Source organism: Morganella psychrotolerans (assembly GCF_965118875.1).
GTDB lineage: Bacteria > Pseudomonadota > Gammaproteobacteria > Enterobacterales > Enterobacteriaceae > Morganella > Morganella psychrotolerans_C.
Genome location: NZ_CBCPJD010000010.1, coordinates 20148 through 36526 on the forward strand (window position 1 = coordinate 20148; position 16379 = coordinate 36526).

Below are 16379 nucleotides of genomic sequence, written 5' to 3' on the forward strand. Positions count from 1 at the left end.
GCCAACATTACTCAGGATGCCGGCAAGATAAACCTTCAACCTAAAGTAAGCTGAGACCTGTAAATAACCGGCTCAGCTTTTCTTTATATATCAGAACCCGCTTACTCCAGCGCACTCAGAATAGCCTGTGCCGCTTTCACACGTTCGCTGTTCGGGTAGTTTTTATTTGCAAGGATCACAATTCCAACCTGTTTTTCCGGAATAAAGGCCACATAAGCACCGAACCCGTTTGTTGCGCCGGTTTTATGTACCCATGAGGCTTTTTTGTATGGCTGAACGCGGTGATTGGTTATCGGATGCGGCTCTAATGCCACCTCATTGGTCACACCGCCTGCGATCATGTCTGATTGCTGCGGCCAGTCATACATCTCCCAGCCAAGTCCCTGATTAATTGCGGCTGTTTTATAGTAACGCGTCTGTGCAATTTTGATCCCGTTTTCCAGGTCACTGTTACCCGTCGCTGACGGGTTCATATTTGCTTCCACCCAGCTAAGCATGTCTTTTGCGGATGATTTCACACCATAAGATTCCGCATCAAGCTGCCCCGCGGACAGACGCACCGGCTCATTATTTTTATAACCATACGCATACTGATTTTTTGCCGCATCCGGCACAGTAATAAATGTATGTGATAACGCCAGTGGTGCAAAAACGCGCGTCTGAAGTGCTTTTTCATATGGCATATCAATGGCTTTGGCGGTCAGAACACCAAACAGCCCGATACTGCTGTTTGCATACAGACGCATATCACCAGGTGTCCATTGTGGCTGCCACTGCTGATAAAAATGCAGTAAATCCTGCCGGGTGGCTACCTCATCCGGCACCTGTAACGGCAACCCACCCGCGGTATAAGTTGCCAAATCCAGTAAGGTGATTTTCTTCCATTGCTGCGCAGAATTAAGTTCCGGCCAATAGTTTATCGCCGGATCACTCAGTGAGATCTCATTTTTTGCCACAGAAATACCGCCGAGCACACCTGTGAAAGTTTTGCTTACAGATCCGAGTTCAAATAGTGTATTTTCTGTTACCGGCTGTTTTGCCTGTACATCAGCAAGTCCGTAGTTAAAGAAATACTGTTTTCCCTGCACAGTGACAGCAACCGCCATGCCCGGGATTGCCTGCTGCTTCAGTAATGGCTCAATAGTATTATTAACCGTGGCAGCGATATCTGCCGCGACTGACAGCCCCGGTACTGAAAACGCCAACAGTGCCGAAACCAGTGTTGCGGATAACGATTTTGTCATCATAATTAATCTCTTATGTATATGGATTCCGGGCAGAAGTATCGTCAGAATACGGGTACAGAACAAACGGTAAATTATAACAAGAGCCTAAAGAAAAACTTACAGGTGATATATGGTCAGACGCTACATCCCGCTGAATCCGCTCAGAGCATTTGAAGCCGCCGCCCGACATCTCAGTTTTACCCGCGCCGCGGTCGAACTGAATGTCACTCATGCCGCCGTCAGCCAGCAGGTCAGATTGCTGGAAGAGCAACTCAGGTGTGCTTTATTTGTCCGCGTATCCCGCGGGCTGGTATTGACCCATGAGGGCGAAAATCTGCTTCCGGTACTGAATGAGGCATTTGATAAAATCGCCGATACGCTTGATCAATTTTCGCAGGGGCAATTTCGTGAGCGCATAAAAGCCGGGGTGGTCGGGACATTTGCTGTCGGTTGGTTATTGCCGCGCCTTGCAGATTTTTATGATAAATACCCGCATATCGATGTACAGATCTCCACTCATAATAACCACGTAGATCCCGCCGCAGAAGGCCATGATTATACTATCCGCTTTGGAAACGGCGCATGGCACGAAGTGGATTCTGAATTAATTTTCAACGCACCGCATGCGCCGTTATGCACCCCCTCAATCGCTGAAAAATTACAGCATCCTGATGATATTCATCAATTTACGTTATTACGATCTTACCGGCGGGATGAATGGAGCAGATGGATGAGTTGCGCCGGCGGCAAAGCACTTTCGCCGTCACATCCGGTCATGGTGTTTGATACTTCGCTGGCAATGGCAGAAGCCGCGCAACTCGGTGCCGGGATTGCAATTGCGCCGGTCAGCATGTTTGAGCACCGGATACAATCCGGCGCTCTTGTTCAACCCTTTGCCACAGAAATCACCCTGGGTGGTTACTGGCTGACACGCCTGCAATCACGCCCGGAAAGCCCGGCAATGAAACTGTTTGCACAATGGTTAAAAGAATGTGGAGAGACGTGATCTCACTCTCCCTCCAGGCTTTTTACCCGCAGCGCATCTCCGTCACTGACCCGAAGGCGTTCTCCGTGACAGTGAGGACATGCCGTCGCGTGCTGCATCACGGACACTGCCCGGCTGCAATCCCAGCACCAGGCCTGTGCGGGGATAATATCAATGTGCAGCGTGCAACCTCGTGCCACTGTGTCGCGGCAGGCGATATCAAACGCAAAACGCAGCGCACTCTCTTCCACATCGGCAAGTGCGCCGATTTCCAGCCAGACATCCGTCACCCGCGTGATACCGTGCTCCTGCGCCTGTTCGCGGATAATATCCGCCGCACTCATGCAGAGCGATAACTCATGCATGCCCGCGTTCCGCATGACGGAGGAATACCTCACGCCGACCCGCCATCTGTGGCGCGTCCGGGTCACTTACCGGCAGCGAGAGCAACATGCGCGCGCAATCATCTGCCAGCCGCATTCCCTCTTCCGGAGCCAGTGAATGCGGCAGTGGTGATAGCAGTGAGCAGGTAAGATACTGCGATACACCGTCCAACTCCCCGACCGTGAATGTCATGGTGCCGTACGGCAGATGCAGCCCGATTTTTTCACTGACCTTGCGCGCGGTCCAGGTTTGTCCGGGTCCCGGGAAAATCAGCACACTGAACATCCACGGCGTAATGACGCATCCCGTCCACTGCCCTTCAAACAAGGTAAAATTTGTGACATAGACCGGCATCGACGGATGCAGAAAGGTAAGCTGCTGCATCGCATCACCGGCTATTTTCTCAAATGCCGTTTTTATTTGTGCTGCGGGGCTGTGCTGAAAGCCCTGAATATCGTCAGACATGTGCAGGCTCCTTTAAAATAGCATCAACACCCGATTCGCGCAGTGCCGCCAGCACCTGTTGCAGTGCGGGCTCAACAGCCGCTTTAAGTGTCTCCGTCATGCCGATTTCCGGCTCCAGAGATTCCGGGATAACTCCGACCAACGTGAGTTTGCGGGGAAATTCACCGGTGAAACGCAGGGCCGACAGCACATCTGACAGCCCGAGCTGATGCGGTGATATTTTATTGGTAAACAGCGCCGGAACTTCATCATCACGCAGGATTTTAATGGTTCCCGGTGCGCTTTTGGTGGTCACGATAGCATCGGCGATAATCAGATGATCGCGCCCTGCCATGCTGTCCAGCAACTCCATTCCTGCCGTGCCGCCATCCATAACCTCGACATAATCCGGCAGATGATAGCGCTGCTCCAGCGCTTCAACGACATGCACACCAATCGCTTCATCCGTCAGCAGAATATTACCGACACCCAGCACAAGAATCCGCATTACAACACCTTCACTGAGACAGTTTCATTACCATCAATATCAACAATGTGTACGGCGCAAGCCATACACGGGTCGAATGAGTGAATGGTTCGCACCACTTCCAGCGGTTTTTCCGGATCGGCAATTTTCAGCCCGACCAGTGACTGTTCATACGGCCCGACCACATCATTATTATTGCGCGGTCCGCAGTTCCAGGTGGACGGCACAACCGCCTGATAGTTTTCAATCACACCATCTTTGATAACCACCCAGTGAGATAACATCCCGCGCGGTGCTTCCAGGAAACCCACGCCTTTGATGACACCGGTTTCCGGGATATTCGGCTTCACATAGGTAATATGGTCGCCGGTGCCGATATTGGCGATCAGCGCAGCATACTGATGTTGCAGAACCGCCTGTAATTCACAGCAGTGCACAGTGCGCCCGATAATACGACCGAGTGTGGAGTGCAATTGTTTTACTTCTAATGGTTTGCCGGTTAACTGTGTATAAACCGCAATGATTTCATTCAGTTTTTCCTGCGTGCCTTCATGTTTTGCCGCCAGTTTGCAGAACATGTTTGCCAGTGGCCCCACTTCCACGGTTTTTCCGTACAGTGTCGGCGATTTTACCCAGGAATATTTGCCGTCAGGATCCCAGCCGGTGTAATTCGGATTGGTTGTGCCTTCCCACGGCTTTTGCGGCTCTTCATCCTGATACCAGGCGTGTTTTGCGCTCTCCTGAATGCCCTCGAGCAGGAAAGGATCTGCCTGAGAGGTGATCGGGCGGAAGGTGCTCAAATCCGCATTTTCAATGTAGCCGCCAGGGAAAAGGAAACTGCCGTTTTTGCCGTCAGTCGGGAATTCCGGGGTGCTCAGATAGTTCACCGCGCCCTGCCCGGTTTCAAACCACTGCGGATAGAATGCCGCGATCACAGCGGTATCGACTTTATAAACCTGCTCGACGAAATCATTGAGCTTATCAATGAATGATTTGATGTACATCAGGCGCTCAAGATTCAGTGTGCCGAGTCCGTCAAGGTTGATCGGATTCGCCACACCGCCGACAGCAAGATTCTGAATATGCGGAGTTTTCCCGCCCAACAGCGCCACAATGCGGTTAGCGTCGCGCTGACACTCCAGCGCATGTAAATAGTGCGCTACCGCGATCAGATTCACTTCCGGCGGTAACTGCATCGCCGGATGTCCCCAGTAGCCGTTGGCAAAAATACCCAGTTGCCCGCTCTCCACCAGCGTTTTGATTTTTTCCTGCACACGGGTGAATTCCTGCGTGCTGTTCAGCGACCAGCTTGATACGCCGTTAAGCATCGCCGAGGCTTTAGCAGGATCGGCTTTCAGTACCGAGGTAATATCCACCCAGTCCAGCGCGGACAGCTGATAGAAATGAACAATATGGTCATGAGTGGTATGTGCCGCCAGTATGATATTGCGGATATGCTGCGCATTCACCGGCACATCCAGATTGAGGGCATTTTCCACTGCGCGCACAGACGCCAGCGCATGAGTGGTTGTACAGACACCGCAGATGCGTTGCAGGATCATCCAGGCATCACGCGGATCTTTGCCCTTCACAATTTTTTCCATACCACGCCACATGGTGCCGGAAGCCCAGGCTTTGGTGACCATGCCGTTATCGATTTCACAGTCGATGCGTAAATGCCCTTCGATACGGGTGACCGGATCAATCGTAATTCTCTGGCTCATGACTTGCTCGCCTCATGATAATTGTGAACAGATGATTTTTTTAAAGGAGGAATTATCGGCAACAGGCGGATCAACAAGATGTAAGCGCAGATCTCAACAGCCACGAAACCAATCGAAATTAATAATTCTGCCGCCGACGGGAAGTAGTGATAGCCATTTCCCGGATCAAAGGCGAGCAGTGAATACGCGAGACGCCACGCCGCACAACCGAGCATCATGCTCAGTGCGCCGATAAAGAGCAGGCGTGAATCACGGCGCAGTTTCGGCAGGCTGAATACCGCCAGCGCAAATGCCATCAGCAGGATCTCTGTCCAGAACATCGCAGAGTAATAATCACCTGCGAAAGCAAGACCGAGTTTACCGTGATAAATTAACTCACCGAAACGTAACACCAGAAACAGCGCCATCAGCACGCTGACAGTGACCGCCAGTTTGGTAAACAGGTTCTTTTCATCCTGCCCGTTGCCTTTCAGCCCGCTCTGTAACAACGATCCCTCAAATACCACAATGGAAAAACCCATAATAAAGGCGGTAAGCAGGGAGAACAGCGGCAGCATTTCATAGCTCTGCCACAGCGGATGTACTTTATAACCGGCGGCAATCATCAGCGATCCCATGGATGACTGGTGCATTGCAGGCAATAATGCGCCGAGGGCAATCACAAAAAACATGATTTTATTCAGGCGCTTGAGGGATACTTTCCAACCGAAGCGCTCAAATACTGCAGGTGCTAGCTCCAGCGCCATCACGCCGATATAAATCGTCATACAAACTGCTGTTTCCAGCAGAACGGAATTCACGTTGAAGATGCCGGGGATAAAAAAGTTCGGCATGTTCCAGTAACGACCTAAATCAATGGTGATGGATAATCCACCCAGTGAATACCCCAGCAAGCTTGCCAATAGCGCAGGGCGCACCAGCGGGTGATATTCCCCTTTATTAAAGACATACACTGCCCACGCCAGCGCCCAGCCGCCACAGGCAAACCCGGTGCCGATCAGCAGATCAAAGGCAATCCAGATCCCCCACGGGTAACCGCCGTTCAGATCTGATACCGATCCCAGCCCAAAAATCAGACGTTTGACGATAAGCATCGCGCAGAGGATAACAAGCGGTCCGAAAATGATGATCGGTTTACTGAATAATTTTCCGCCCAGTGGTTTAGGATCATGACTCATGGTCATCTCCTCCGTCATGATGGTCATTTTTGGTATTGCGGCGCACCAGCACTGTCAGCCCCGCCAGTACGGCAAGCGGCAGGATCATGCCTTTATAAAGTGTGTGCTGGATATTTTCAGAGCGGGCACCGGTTGAAAGTTCAGCCAGTTCAGGTAATTGCAGATTTTTATACGGCACGCCGGTCAGTACCATTACCTGAGTTCCGCCGCCCTCTTTTTCCCCGTACAGATGCGGATAATAGGCAGGAACGGTGTGCTTATACACATCGCCGGTTTTCAGGGTCTGACGCGGATAGCGGTACTCTTCACCTGCATTCAGTCCGAGGCGTTTTTTGGCTTCACCCATCAGATCTTCGCGGGAGCCGAAAATAATCGCGCCGGTCGGGCACACATCCACACAGCCCGGCAATCCGCCTTTATCCAGCAGTTCCACGCCTTTCTGATTGCACAGTTCACACTTGTGGATCATCCCGAACGGGTTGTCATAATCATATTTCGGCACATCAAACGGGCAACCGACCATACAGTAACGACAGCCGGTACAGACATCTTTGTCATAATGCACAATGCCGGTGACCGGATGTTTTTTCAGTGCGCCGACCGGGCACACCGAGACACAGTTAGGATCAACGCAGTGCATACATTGTTTTTTAATGTAGGCATAACCGTCTTTTTCCTGATCTTTGTGCTCACCTGTGCCGCTCTGCCACACCTGAATAATATTGTTAGTGTATGGCGAGAGTTTGTCATTGTTGGACCAGGTCTGTTCACCCTGCGGGTTGCGCCCCGGAAAGTTGATATCCTGGCACTTTGTCACACAGGCCTGACAGCCGATGCACAATGTTGAGTCATAGAGCATACCGAGCGAGCCCGGGATTGGCGGACGGTTTTCTGCCGCCGCATGACCTGCGGAGGAACTTCCCAGCAGCAATGCCCCGCCGGAGGCTGCTTTAATAAAGTCACGCCTGTTCACAGTTACTCTCCCCGCGGCGAGTCAGCATCATTTTTCTTCTGCTGACGTCCCAGCTCCCGAACCGCCATCACACTGACACCGGCAACCAGCCCGACAACGCCACCGAGCAACCCGATGGCACCACCGGATACTATGCCGCCCTCTTTCAGATCTACATCCGGTTTTTCCGCACGCGGCGTCGGGTTCTGTACACTGGCAAGCTGGTGGATACCTTTATGAAAGCCGACACCGGCTTCGTTACAGCCATAACAAGGATGCCCGATAGCCACCGGCCACACGCCGCCGACATCACAAAACTGTAATGTGGAGCAGTTGCCATAGGTTTCCGGTCCTTTGCAGCCCAGGTGATAGAGACACCAGCCTTCGCGGTGACCTTCGTCGCCGAACTCTTTGGCAAAACGACCGGCATCAAAATGTGCGCGGCGTTCGCAATGTTCGTGGATCAAACGTCCGTAGGCAAAAAGCGGACGGTTTTTGCTATCCAGCTTCGGTACTGTGCCGTAGGTAATAATGTGCACGACCGTTGCCAGGAAATTATGCGGATTAGGCGGGCAGCCCGGAATATTAATAATGGTTTTGCCCGGCAGCACTTCCTGAAGACCAACCGCGCCGGTCGGGTTATCACCCGCGGCCGCAACACCACCCCATGCGGCACAAGAGCCGATAGCAATAATCGCCGCCGCATTCTCAGCCGCTTTACGGATATGGTCAGCAATCGGCTCGCCTGCGATCATGCAGTAAATACCATCATCTTTCAGCGGCACAGAGCCATCGACCACCAGAACATATTTGCCTTTGTATTTCTCAATCGCATTGTGTTTATTCGCTTCGGCCTGATGACCAAATGCGGCGGAGAGTACCTCGTGGTACTCCAGCGAAATCATATCAAGTATGAGGTTTTCGATTGTCGGGTGCGTCGCCCGGAGCAGGGACTCAGTGCAACCGGTACACTCCTGTGCAGATATCCAGATGACGGGGGGACAATCCTTACGGCTGACGGACGCCGCAATGTCAGCGGAAGCATTTGCACTGAGACCCATCGTTGCAGCTAATGCCGCACAGAGTTTCAGAAAGCCGCGCCGGTTAATACCCTCAGAAGTGATAAAAGTATTATCTTCAATCATTCTATTATTCCGTAGTGTTAATTTGATACGTAATGTAATCGTTTTTTTAAATAATTAATGCGACACAGAACAAAATCAACACTAAAAATAAGGGTATTGGGCGGGATTATAAGTAACAAAAAGAGATAAAATAATAAAACATTCATAGCATTGGAATACAGACAGAGGCAATCGGATGTTTTTATTAAAATTTAACATTTAAAACGATATAAACGTCTGAATGTTAAATCTGACTTTTTAATATTCCTAAAGATTAAAACCCTCTGTAAAAATGATAAAAATGCTACATGAATGGAGTCAGCACAACAGCCAAGACCAGTCAGGACAACGGATAGCGGAATGTGAATCGTTTTGATCCACGGATATAAAGAATCAGAGATAGCCCTGGTTACTGTATGATTTTCGTACCAGCGATTAAAAAATGAACGTTATTTGTTTTTCTTATTTAACTTAACGGGAAAAATCATATCGCTATAATGCATCATAAAACATGTATGCTTTATCGTGTCTTTATTTTCATTTCTTATAATTAAATAAATGCAGTTCCTGATGAAAATGAATATAAATCTCATTTTATAATTATTCTCAACAACAGAACGAAACCCTCTTAATAAACCTATTATTACGCTTTTCAAAAACCGGAAGAGAATAAATAAAATACTGCCATTTTATACCCAACGTCATTCAGGAGGCAGGCAGATCCACTGTAAAGGAGAGCACTGTAAACCGACAGAATAACATAATGACACTGCGCACTCAGGAGTATGCAGCGCCGGCAGTTGCAGTTGCTGCACGTCCAGTACACTGTTACAGGTATCATCCGGTCTGATTTGCCAGACCGTCTCCCCCCGCTGTTTGATTACCGCTTCGTGAGCTGTCCAGTAGTGCCAGAAGAATGAGAGTGCGGTTTTCTCATCCGGTGCACTGTGCAGTGCGGATTGTTCAGCGACACTAAAATAGCGCGCCGCCAGGCTGAGATAACGATGCCGGGGGCGGATAACTTCAATATCCAGCCCGACATCTGCCCCGACGGTCAGCGCCAGAGCAATATAGTCACGGCTGTGACTGATGCTGAACCGGGGAAGAGCAGGGTCGGCAAAACAGGGTTTTCCCTGCGCAGAGAGATGGATTGTCCGCAACGCGTCATACCCGGCAGCGTGTGCCAGCAAACGCCGCCCGGCAATAAATGAAGAGGTATTGCGGGCAACGCCTGCGCAGGCGGACAGAACCGCCGCACAGGCCTTATCATCACTGCACAGCGCCGGGATATCCGCCAGCCAGACAGTAACACGGCCTGTGCCGGACATCCGGATCAGACGCGACTTATCACAATCGAGGTATTAATACCCCCGAATGCAAAGTTATTGGTCTGAATAATCCCGGTATCAATTTTACGCGGCGCACCCATGATGTAATCAAGCTCTCCGCACTGCGGATCAGGCTGATTAAGGTTCAGGGTTTGTGCAAACCAGCCCTCACGCATCATCGCCAGACTCATCCATGCTTCCAGCGCACCACAGGCACCAAGCGTATGACCAAAATAGCTTTTCAGGGAAGAGACCGGGGTGTTTTTCCCGAAAATATTCGCCGTCGCCTGACTTTCTGCAATATCGCCCCGCTCCGTTCCTGTACCGTGCGCACTGATATAACCAATATCCTGCGGTTGCAGTCCGGCATTTTTCAGGGCTTTTTCGATACAAATCTGGATAGTTTCGATTTTAGGCTGCGTGATATGTGCCGCGTCACAGTTAGTGGCAAAGCCGAGAATTTCCCCGTAAATAGTAGCTCCGCGGGCTACCGCGTGCTCGTAATTTTCCAGGATTAACGTACCTGCACCTTCTCCGATAACCAGCCCGTCACGGGCAGAGTCAAACGGAGCCGGTGTTGTTTTCGGCGCGTCGTTTTTCTGGCTGGTGGCAAACAAGGTATCAAATACTGCGGATTCAGACGGACACAGTTCTTCGCCGCCGCCGGCAACCATCACCGTCTGGTAACCATGACGGATAGCTTCATAAGCATAGCCAATCGCCTGACTGCCGGAAGTACAGGCGCTGGAGGTCGGGATCACACGTCCCCGTAAGCCGAAAAATAACCCGGCGTTAACAGCTGTGGTGTGCGGCATCATCTGAACATAAGTCGTGCCGGTAATATTGTGCGTGTGTTTTTCTGTCAGCATAGTGGCAAATTCACTGACCGGTTTGGTGCTGCCGGTTGAAGAGCCGTATGCTATCCCGGTTTCTCCGCTGGTTAACACCGGGTCATCAATCAGACCCGCATCTGTCAGTGCCAGCTCACTGGCACGGGTCGCCAGCAGGGAGACCCGTCCCATTGAGCGGATTTTTTTACGGGTATAGTGCTCCGGCAAAATAAATTCCGGGATTGGTGCTGCTAACTGAGTATTCAGTCCGTCAAATTCAGCCCATTCAGGCATTACCTGAACGGCATTTTCGCCTTTCAGTATCCTCGCTTTAACCGCATCCCAGCTTTCGCCGAAGGCACAGACGCCACCCATTCCGGTGATCACGACCCGATGATTCATAACATACCTCCGTTGACTGAAATAACCTGCCGGGTGACATAGCCCGCGATATCTGACATCAGGTACGATGCCAGCCCGGCGACTTCATCCGGAGAACCTGTGCGTTTCATCGGGATCATCGCCATCGCCTGTTCCAGCGCCACCGGCTCCATCGCAATCATGCCGGTTTCAATTAAACCGGGCGCAATGCAGTTTACGGTAATTTTTCGTTTTGCCAGTTCAACCGACAGGGCTTTTGTAGCACCGATAATACCGGCTTTAGCGGCACTGTAATTAACCTGTCCGCGATTTCCCGTCAGTCCGGATACTGATGACAATGTGATTATCCGCCCGCCGTTGCGCAGACCAATCATCGGCATGATACAGGGCTTAATAACATTATAAAAACTATCGAGATTGGTACTGATGACATCGTCCCAATCTTCGCCGGTCAGTGCCGGAAATGCCCCGTCCCGGGTAATACCGGCATTGCACACCACGCCATAATAAGCACCGTGTGCGGCAATATCCTGCTGCAGAGCCGCCTGTGTGTTCTCCCGCGAAGAGACATCAAACTGAATCAGCCTCCCCTGTACACCGGCGGCATCAATCTGAGCCAGTGTTTCCAGCGCACCTGTTTTATCCTGCAAATAGTGAACCACAATATCAAAACCATCCTGCGCCAGTTTTACGGCTATCGCTTTGCCGATGCCTTTGCTGGCGCCGGTGATCAGAACGGTACGATTACGATTTTTCATCATTATTATGTCTTTTGGTTTAATTGACCGTGTTGATTTAATTAACTGTTTTTTCTTATTAATTACAGTAACAATCGCGCTGAAACAGCGCTGTCAGCTCATCAAATGCCGGCTGATAAGTGGTGATCCGCCCAGTCGCCAGGCTGATATCTCCCGCGCTTATTTCGCCCTCAAAGCTACCGATATTGTCATCTTTTAACTGAAGTCTGACCGTTACTGATAAATGAGTTCCTGCCGGAAATGCCGGACAGCTACATTTAATTCCGCGCCCGCCGAGAAGCAGTCCTACCGCGGGCTGAGAAACCTGATTCTTCTTCTGGTGCCAGCCGGACCAGACACCGACTGTCTGAGCCAGCAATTCAACAGCATACCATCCCGGCAGGTTCCCGTTTTTATCGAGAAACCGCCCGAGCACGCCCTCTGCTGTGACAACGACATCACACCGGGCACTTTCCTGCTCCACGCTGATAACGCTTTCCAGCAGTACCATGGGTGCCGAATGCGGCAGATACGCCGCCGGTTTATCATATATCATGCGTCGCTCCCGCGAATATCAGGGCGCAGTTATTACCGCCGAACGCAAACGAATTCGACAGAATTACCGGCTTGCGCAAAGGGATTTCTGTGGTCAGCAGGCCACAGGACGGTAATTGACTGTCTTGTGGTTTATCCGTGAAAACCTGCGCCGGTAACGGCAGATTTTCTTTCAGGATAAGCCAGCACAGCCCCGCTTCCCCGGCACCGGCGGCACCCAGCATGTGACCGGTCAGCGGCTTGGTTGAGCTACAGGGTGTATCCGTACCAAAAATCCGGTTAATGACTGTTGATTCCATCGCATCATTGAGCGGCGTTCCTGTTCCGTGCAAATTAATATAGCCGATATCCCCGGTTGTCAGTCCCGCGTTATCCAGCGCCATGCGGATTGCCTGCTCCGCCCCTCTGCCGTCAGGCTCGGGTGCTGACATATGATAACCGTCTCCGGACTCTCCGCCGCCGGGGAAAGCCACATCAGCCGGTTCACGGCTCATCAGTAACAGTGCCGCCCCCTCACCGATGGTTATTCCGGGGCGATCCTGCGCAAACGGCTGACACAGTGTCGGCGACAGTGCCTCAAGACTGTTAAAACCATTGATTGGCATCCGGCTGAGCGTATCAGCGCCCCCGGCAATCACGGCATCCACAAGCCCCGCCTTAATAAGACGCTGACCCGACAATACCGCCCGCGCACTGGATGAACAGGCGGTGGACAGGGTATAGGCAGGTCCGGTCAGACTGAGGTTAGCGGCAAGAAAACGGGCAGGGTCACCCAGTTCCTGCTGATAATAATGATAACCGGGCGCTTCCCGTGACTGAAAGTGCGCATCAATAAAGTGATCTGCCTCATCCAGCCCCGAGGTACTGGTGCCGAGGATCACCGCAATACGATCCGCACCATAGATGTGTATCATCCGGGTCACCGGTTCGCGGATCTGCTCTAATGCTGCCAGCAACAGGCGGTTATTACGGCTGTTATGTGCATGAAGATGTGCCGGAACATCAGGAAGCTCTGCCTGCACGCCACCCAGCACACAAGGCTCACCGGACTGCAACCAGTTATCCCGCGCTTTCATACCCGGCGCATAACGCAGTGACAGATTACAGCGGATCTCCTCTGTGTTATTTCCCAGTGCATTGAGCATACCAACGGCGTTAATGTAAATCATGGCGTGGTTCCCAGATGAGAGATGATTATCTGATAACTGAATATCTGATTGTCTATCTGCACAGGAATGCGTTCACCCTGTGTGTTGCTGTAAGTAATAAGGCTGACAATCTGTTTCTGCTCATCCCGCAGTTCTCTCCGGTCACCGTTATCAGTCAGTGTCCAGCCCTGCGGTAACTGAGGCGTCCAGCGAGCTACCGGCCAGTAACTGAGCATAATGTCTGACAGCACCTGCTCCGCCGGTGGGATCTCCGGCAGCATCACGGATTGCTCTGTCCGGATCCCGTCTTTATCATAATGGAGTAAAAACAGACGTATCCCCAGAGAGGATAGTCCGGCAAGCGTCAGTTGCTCTTTATCTGCATCCAGCAGCGCCACCAGCGAATAGGATTTTCCTTTGACGTTTGCGGTCAGCAATTGCTGCTCACTGACCGGCACATCCAGTCCCGGCGACGGAAGGATCACACTGACGCCGGGTTTGAGCCAGGCACGTGGCTGCTTATCCTGCGGTGGTGTCACACATCCGGTTAAGATGAATAAAAAGAGAAAGCAGACTGAACGCATTATCGTACCTTGTTTTTATGTCGTTGTTTGGTTATGCCCATTGTCAGCGGGGAGAATAACCATGCACTGAAGATACCGGCGCACAGCGCCAGTCCGAATCCCTGTATTGCCTGAGTGGCACTCATCACCAGCATCCCCAGCGTCAGTAATGTGGTACACAGTGCAACCGTTACCGCCAGCAGTGATGTCAGTGCCGTGCCTTTCGGGTTACTGAAAAAGATGCTGTAATTAATCCCTATCCCCAGCACCAGCACCAGCGCCAGCAGAGAAAAGAGATTGAGCGGCATTCCGCTTATGCCAAGCGCGCCCAGCGCAACCAGCAGTGACAGCGTGGTAGGGATAACACACACCAGCCCTCTTTTGACCCCTTCACGGACGAGATAAGTCACCACCACGACACAAAAGGCTATGCCCAGCAGGATACTCAGCACCAGCCGGTAGAAACCGAAAAGCGCATCAAACTGCGCTTTGCGGGCGATCCAGCTTGCACCCTCATGATCATCAGCCAGTTTTGCCAGCGCCCCGGTATCTTTCACGCCGGTGACCGGCAGCAATATCCCGGTTTCACCGGTTCCGGGCAGCGTGAGTAACATCAGACGCCAGCCCTGACTGACAGGAGACGCCAGCCATTCTTGCGGTGTGACTGACATAGCGGACGTGTCAATAACCGGATCTTCCGTGCCGATAGCCTGTAAACGGGCAAGCACGCCGGGTGCGGCATCGCGGATCAATTGTGTATTCTGACTCTGACGTTGCTGTGAATAAAACGGCACACGCTGATATGCACTAAAGACGCCTTTTGCCCGCAGGGCATCCAGTGACGGCACCATATTTTCCAGGCGCTGAAATGCCTGTTCCGGTGATGCACCGGTGATCAGAAACCAGGTCTGATCACTGCGCTGACCGGTCATTTCACCGATATCGCGATCCTGCTCTGCCAGGGTCTGAGGCAGCGCCTGCAATGCCGTGATATCATCATTAATTCGTAACTGACTGATCCCCGCCAGCGAAAACAGTACCGCCAGCAGCGGCAGCCCGGTTCTTACCCATTTATTATGCCGCCAGACAGCCAGCCAGCGCAGCAGCAACATACTGAAAGGAACCGGGCGAACAGGTAATCCGCGCACCAGTACCGGAAAAAGCGTGATAACCGTCAGACACGCGCCGGTCAGACCGGCGGCGGCAAACAGAGCCAGTTGGCGGATCCCCGGAAAAGGTGCCAGCATCATAATCAGATACGCGGAAACGGTCGTACCCAGCGCCAGAATAAGGGCGGGGCGTACTTTTAAAAGACTTTCGCGCGGGCTGCTCTGCTGCCCGTAAACCATCCGTTCTGTCAGATAGTAAATCGCATAATCCACAGAGATCCCGATGATACTCATGCTCATCACCAAGGTCAGCAGATGGATTTCGCCGTAAACCAGCAATGTTGCCACCACACCGCACAAACTACCGGTGAGCACAGAAAACAGGCAGAGAAACAGCGGTCTTACTGAGCGGAAAACCGCGACAATCAGCAGAAATACGCCCAGTACGGTTACTGTTCCCAGGCGGCTCATGTCTGACTGAGCCTGCTGACTGGCGTAATCACTGTAATACAGGCTGCCGCGTACCTTGATCTGCCCGCCGGGATTGGCTTTCAGCCAGTCTTGTTGCAGCGCTTCGAGCGTACTGACCGTCTCATGTGATTTTTTCAGTTCACCTGCGCCGTCATTCAGCTCGCCGTGGATCATATACCACGTCCGCCCCTGCGCATCTGATACCGTCAGCCAGCCGTTACGCAAAGAGAATTTACTGCCCGCCTGCTGTAACGCCAGTTGTGATCCGCGCACCAGCAGCATCGGGTCATGTTGCAGCTCAACGCTGCTCAGCCCTGAAAAAGCAGAAAACAGTTGTCCGGTGATCCAGTCCGCCTGCTGCTCCCCGTTCTGTAGCCGGGCGCGGGTTTGCTCATCAACCATTGCATTACGGTGGCGATAGTAAAACTCACCCCATGATTTCTGCTGATCTGCCGTTACCGGTCCGTTGACTGATGCCATAAATGACTGTTTTTTCAGTTGATTCATCCAGGCGACAGTGGCGTTGTCCTGCGCCTGTGGCTCTCCCGCCGCCGGGCTGACCAGCCAGACCAGTTGTTTATCCAGCCTGGCAAGAAACCCCTCAGACAGCGCAGGAGACGCACTGCTTATCACCTGTACCGGCAGCAGCGCCATCACACTGGACGCAATGCGCGCCTGGGGCAGCAGCCAGATAAAGAGAGCCACCAGCAAAAGACAGCATCCCGCCCAAAGCCGGGCGCCCGTACCAAACAT

16 protein-coding genes are annotated in these 16379 nt (G+C 52.0%); 1 reads left to right on the forward strand and 15 read right to left on the reverse strand.

Annotated features, from left to right (window positions below; translation table 11 throughout):
* Positions 1 to 101 precede the first annotated feature (101 nt).
* Entirely contained in the window at positions 102 to 1244 is a 1143-nt protein-coding gene (gene ampC, locus ACMHKJ_RS11090) for a class C beta-lactamase (RefSeq protein ID WP_413494223.1), read from the reverse strand.
* A gap of 112 nt (positions 1245 to 1356) precedes the next feature.
* Between ampC and ampR the strand changes: the two genes are divergently transcribed.
* Positions 1357 to 2232 (forward strand): LysR family transcriptional regulator AmpR, encoded by an 876-nt coding sequence (gene ampR / locus ACMHKJ_RS11095; protein ID WP_413493937.1) that lies wholly within the window; start codon positions 1357 to 1359, stop codon positions 2230 to 2232.
* Between the two features lie 2 nt (positions 2233 to 2234).
* Here the strand turns inward: ampR and hypA are convergent, their stop codons facing one another.
* From hypA to ACMHKJ_RS11165, 14 genes are all read right to left on the reverse strand, one after another.
* Positions 2235 to 2576, reverse strand: a complete 342-nt coding sequence (gene hypA / locus ACMHKJ_RS11100) for a hydrogenase maturation nickel metallochaperone HypA (protein ID WP_413493939.1) — start codon at positions 2574 to 2576, stop codon at positions 2235 to 2237.
* Positions 2569 to 3060 carry a hydrogenase-2 assembly chaperone gene (gene hybE / locus ACMHKJ_RS11105; protein WP_413493940.1) on the reverse strand — a complete coding sequence of 164 codons (492 nt, stop codon included), beginning with the start codon at positions 3058 to 3060 and terminating at the stop codon, positions 2569 to 2571. The genes hypA and hybE overlap by 8 nt, the downstream gene beginning before the upstream one ends.
* Positions 3053 to 3547 (reverse strand): HyaD/HybD family hydrogenase maturation endopeptidase, encoded by a 495-nt coding sequence (locus ACMHKJ_RS11110; RefSeq protein ID WP_413493942.1) that lies wholly within the window; start codon positions 3545 to 3547, stop codon positions 3053 to 3055. The genes hybE and ACMHKJ_RS11110 overlap by 8 nt, the downstream gene beginning before the upstream one ends.
* Positions 3547 to 5250 carry a hydrogenase 2 large subunit gene (hybC, locus tag ACMHKJ_RS11115; protein ID WP_413493944.1) on the reverse strand — a complete coding sequence of 568 codons (1704 nt, stop codon included), beginning with the start codon at positions 5248 to 5250 and terminating at the stop codon, positions 3547 to 3549. Before hybC ends, ACMHKJ_RS11110 begins: the two co-directional genes overlap by 1 nt.
* Complete coding sequence (gene hybB / locus ACMHKJ_RS11120) at positions 5247 to 6428, reverse strand: Ni/Fe-hydrogenase cytochrome b subunit (RefSeq protein ID WP_413493946.1); 1182 nt, start codon at positions 6426 to 6428, stop codon at positions 5247 to 5249. The genes hybC and hybB overlap by 4 nt, the downstream gene beginning before the upstream one ends.
* Positions 6418 to 7401: a hydrogenase 2 operon protein HybA gene (hybA, locus tag ACMHKJ_RS11125; protein ID WP_413493948.1), complete on the reverse strand. Its 984-nt coding sequence runs from the start codon at positions 7399 to 7401 to the stop codon at positions 6418 to 6420. The genes hybB and hybA overlap by 11 nt, the downstream gene beginning before the upstream one ends.
* 2 nt (positions 7402 to 7403) lie before the next feature.
* A complete protein-coding gene (gene hybO / locus ACMHKJ_RS11130; protein WP_413493949.1) occupies positions 7404 to 8525 on the reverse strand; it encodes a hydrogenase 2 small subunit in 1122 nt (373 codons plus the stop codon).
* Positions 8526 to 9205: 680 nt separating this feature from the next.
* On the reverse strand, positions 9206 to 9832 hold the full coding sequence (locus ACMHKJ_RS11135; RefSeq protein WP_413493951.1) for a 4'-phosphopantetheinyl transferase superfamily protein: 627 nt from the start codon (positions 9830 to 9832) through the stop codon (positions 9206 to 9208).
* A gap of 5 nt (positions 9833 to 9837) precedes the next feature.
* The gene (locus ACMHKJ_RS11140) at positions 9838 to 11064 is read right to left on the reverse strand and encodes a beta-ketoacyl-ACP synthase (protein WP_413493953.1); all 1227 of its coding nucleotides are present in this window, start codon (positions 11062 to 11064) and stop codon (positions 9838 to 9840) included.
* On the reverse strand, positions 11061 to 11801 hold the full coding sequence (locus tag ACMHKJ_RS11145; protein ID WP_413494225.1) for a 3-ketoacyl-ACP reductase FabG2: 741 nt from the start codon (positions 11799 to 11801) through the stop codon (positions 11061 to 11063). Before ACMHKJ_RS11145 ends, ACMHKJ_RS11140 begins: the two co-directional genes overlap by 4 nt.
* A 58-nt stretch (positions 11802 to 11859) precedes the next feature.
* Complete coding sequence (locus ACMHKJ_RS11150) at positions 11860 to 12336, reverse strand: ApeP family dehydratase (protein ID WP_413493954.1); 477 nt, start codon at positions 12334 to 12336, stop codon at positions 11860 to 11862.
* Positions 12326 to 13504 (reverse strand): beta-ketoacyl-[acyl-carrier-protein] synthase family protein, encoded by a 1179-nt coding sequence (locus ACMHKJ_RS11155; RefSeq protein WP_413493955.1) that lies wholly within the window; start codon positions 13502 to 13504, stop codon positions 12326 to 12328. The genes ACMHKJ_RS11150 and ACMHKJ_RS11155 overlap by 11 nt, the downstream gene beginning before the upstream one ends.
* Positions 13501 to 14067 carry a DUF3261 domain-containing protein gene (locus ACMHKJ_RS11160; RefSeq protein ID WP_413493957.1) on the reverse strand — a complete coding sequence of 189 codons (567 nt, stop codon included), beginning with the start codon at positions 14065 to 14067 and terminating at the stop codon, positions 13501 to 13503. Before ACMHKJ_RS11160 ends, ACMHKJ_RS11155 begins: the two co-directional genes overlap by 4 nt.
* On the reverse strand, positions 14067 to 16379 hold the full coding sequence (locus tag ACMHKJ_RS11165) for an MMPL family transporter (protein WP_413494227.1): 2313 nt from the start codon (positions 16377 to 16379) through the stop codon (positions 14067 to 14069). The genes ACMHKJ_RS11160 and ACMHKJ_RS11165 overlap by 1 nt, the downstream gene beginning before the upstream one ends.

Excerpts from the sequence above, each read along its gene's own strand:
- ACMHKJ_RS11145 (WP_413494225.1), bottom strand. The coding sequence starts at position 11,801 with ATGAAAAATCGTAATCGTACCGTTCTGATCACCGGCGCCAGCAAAGGC.
- ACMHKJ_RS11135 (WP_413493951.1), bottom strand. The coding sequence starts at position 9,832 with ATGTCCGGCACAGGCCGTGTTACTGTCTGGCTGGCGGATATCCCGGCG.
- hybO (WP_413493949.1), bottom strand. The coding sequence starts at position 8,525 with ATGATTGAAGATAATACTTTTATCACTTCTGAGGGTATTAACCGGCGC.
- hybE (WP_413493940.1), bottom strand. The coding sequence starts at position 3,060 with ATGTCTGACGATATTCAGGGCTTTCAGCACAGCCCCGCAGCACAAATA.
- hybC (WP_413493944.1), bottom strand. The coding sequence starts at position 5,250 with ATGAGCCAGAGAATTACGATTGATCCGGTCACCCGTATCGAAGGGCAT.
- ACMHKJ_RS11150 (WP_413493954.1), bottom strand. The coding sequence starts at position 12,336 with ATGATATATGATAAACCGGCGGCGTATCTGCCGCATTCGGCACCCATG.
- ACMHKJ_RS11110 (WP_413493942.1), bottom strand. The coding sequence starts at position 3,547 with ATGCGGATTCTTGTGCTGGGTGTCGGTAATATTCTGCTGACGGATGAA.
- ACMHKJ_RS11140 (WP_413493953.1), bottom strand. The coding sequence starts at position 11,064 with ATGAATCATCGGGTCGTGATCACCGGAATGGGTGGCGTCTGTGCCTTC.
- ACMHKJ_RS11165 (WP_413494227.1), bottom strand. The coding sequence starts at position 16,379 with ATGTTTGGTACGGGCGCCCGGCTTTGGGCGGGATGCTGTCTTTTGCTG.
- ampC (WP_413494223.1), bottom strand. The coding sequence starts at position 1,244 with ATGACAAAATCGTTATCCGCAACACTGGTTTCGGCACTGTTGGCGTTT.
- ACMHKJ_RS11160 (WP_413493957.1), bottom strand. The coding sequence starts at position 14,067 with ATGCGTTCAGTCTGCTTTCTCTTTTTATTCATCTTAACCGGATGTGTG.
- hybB (WP_413493946.1), bottom strand. The coding sequence starts at position 6,428 with ATGAGTCATGATCCTAAACCACTGGGCGGAAAATTATTCAGTAAACCG.
- ampR (WP_413493937.1), top strand. The coding sequence starts at position 1,357 with ATGGTCAGACGCTACATCCCGCTGAATCCGCTCAGAGCATTTGAAGCC.
- ACMHKJ_RS11155 (WP_413493955.1), bottom strand. The coding sequence starts at position 13,504 with ATGATTTACATTAACGCCGTTGGTATGCTCAATGCACTGGGAAATAAC.
- hypA (WP_413493939.1), bottom strand. The coding sequence starts at position 2,576 with ATGCATGAGTTATCGCTCTGCATGAGTGCGGCGGATATTATCCGCGAA.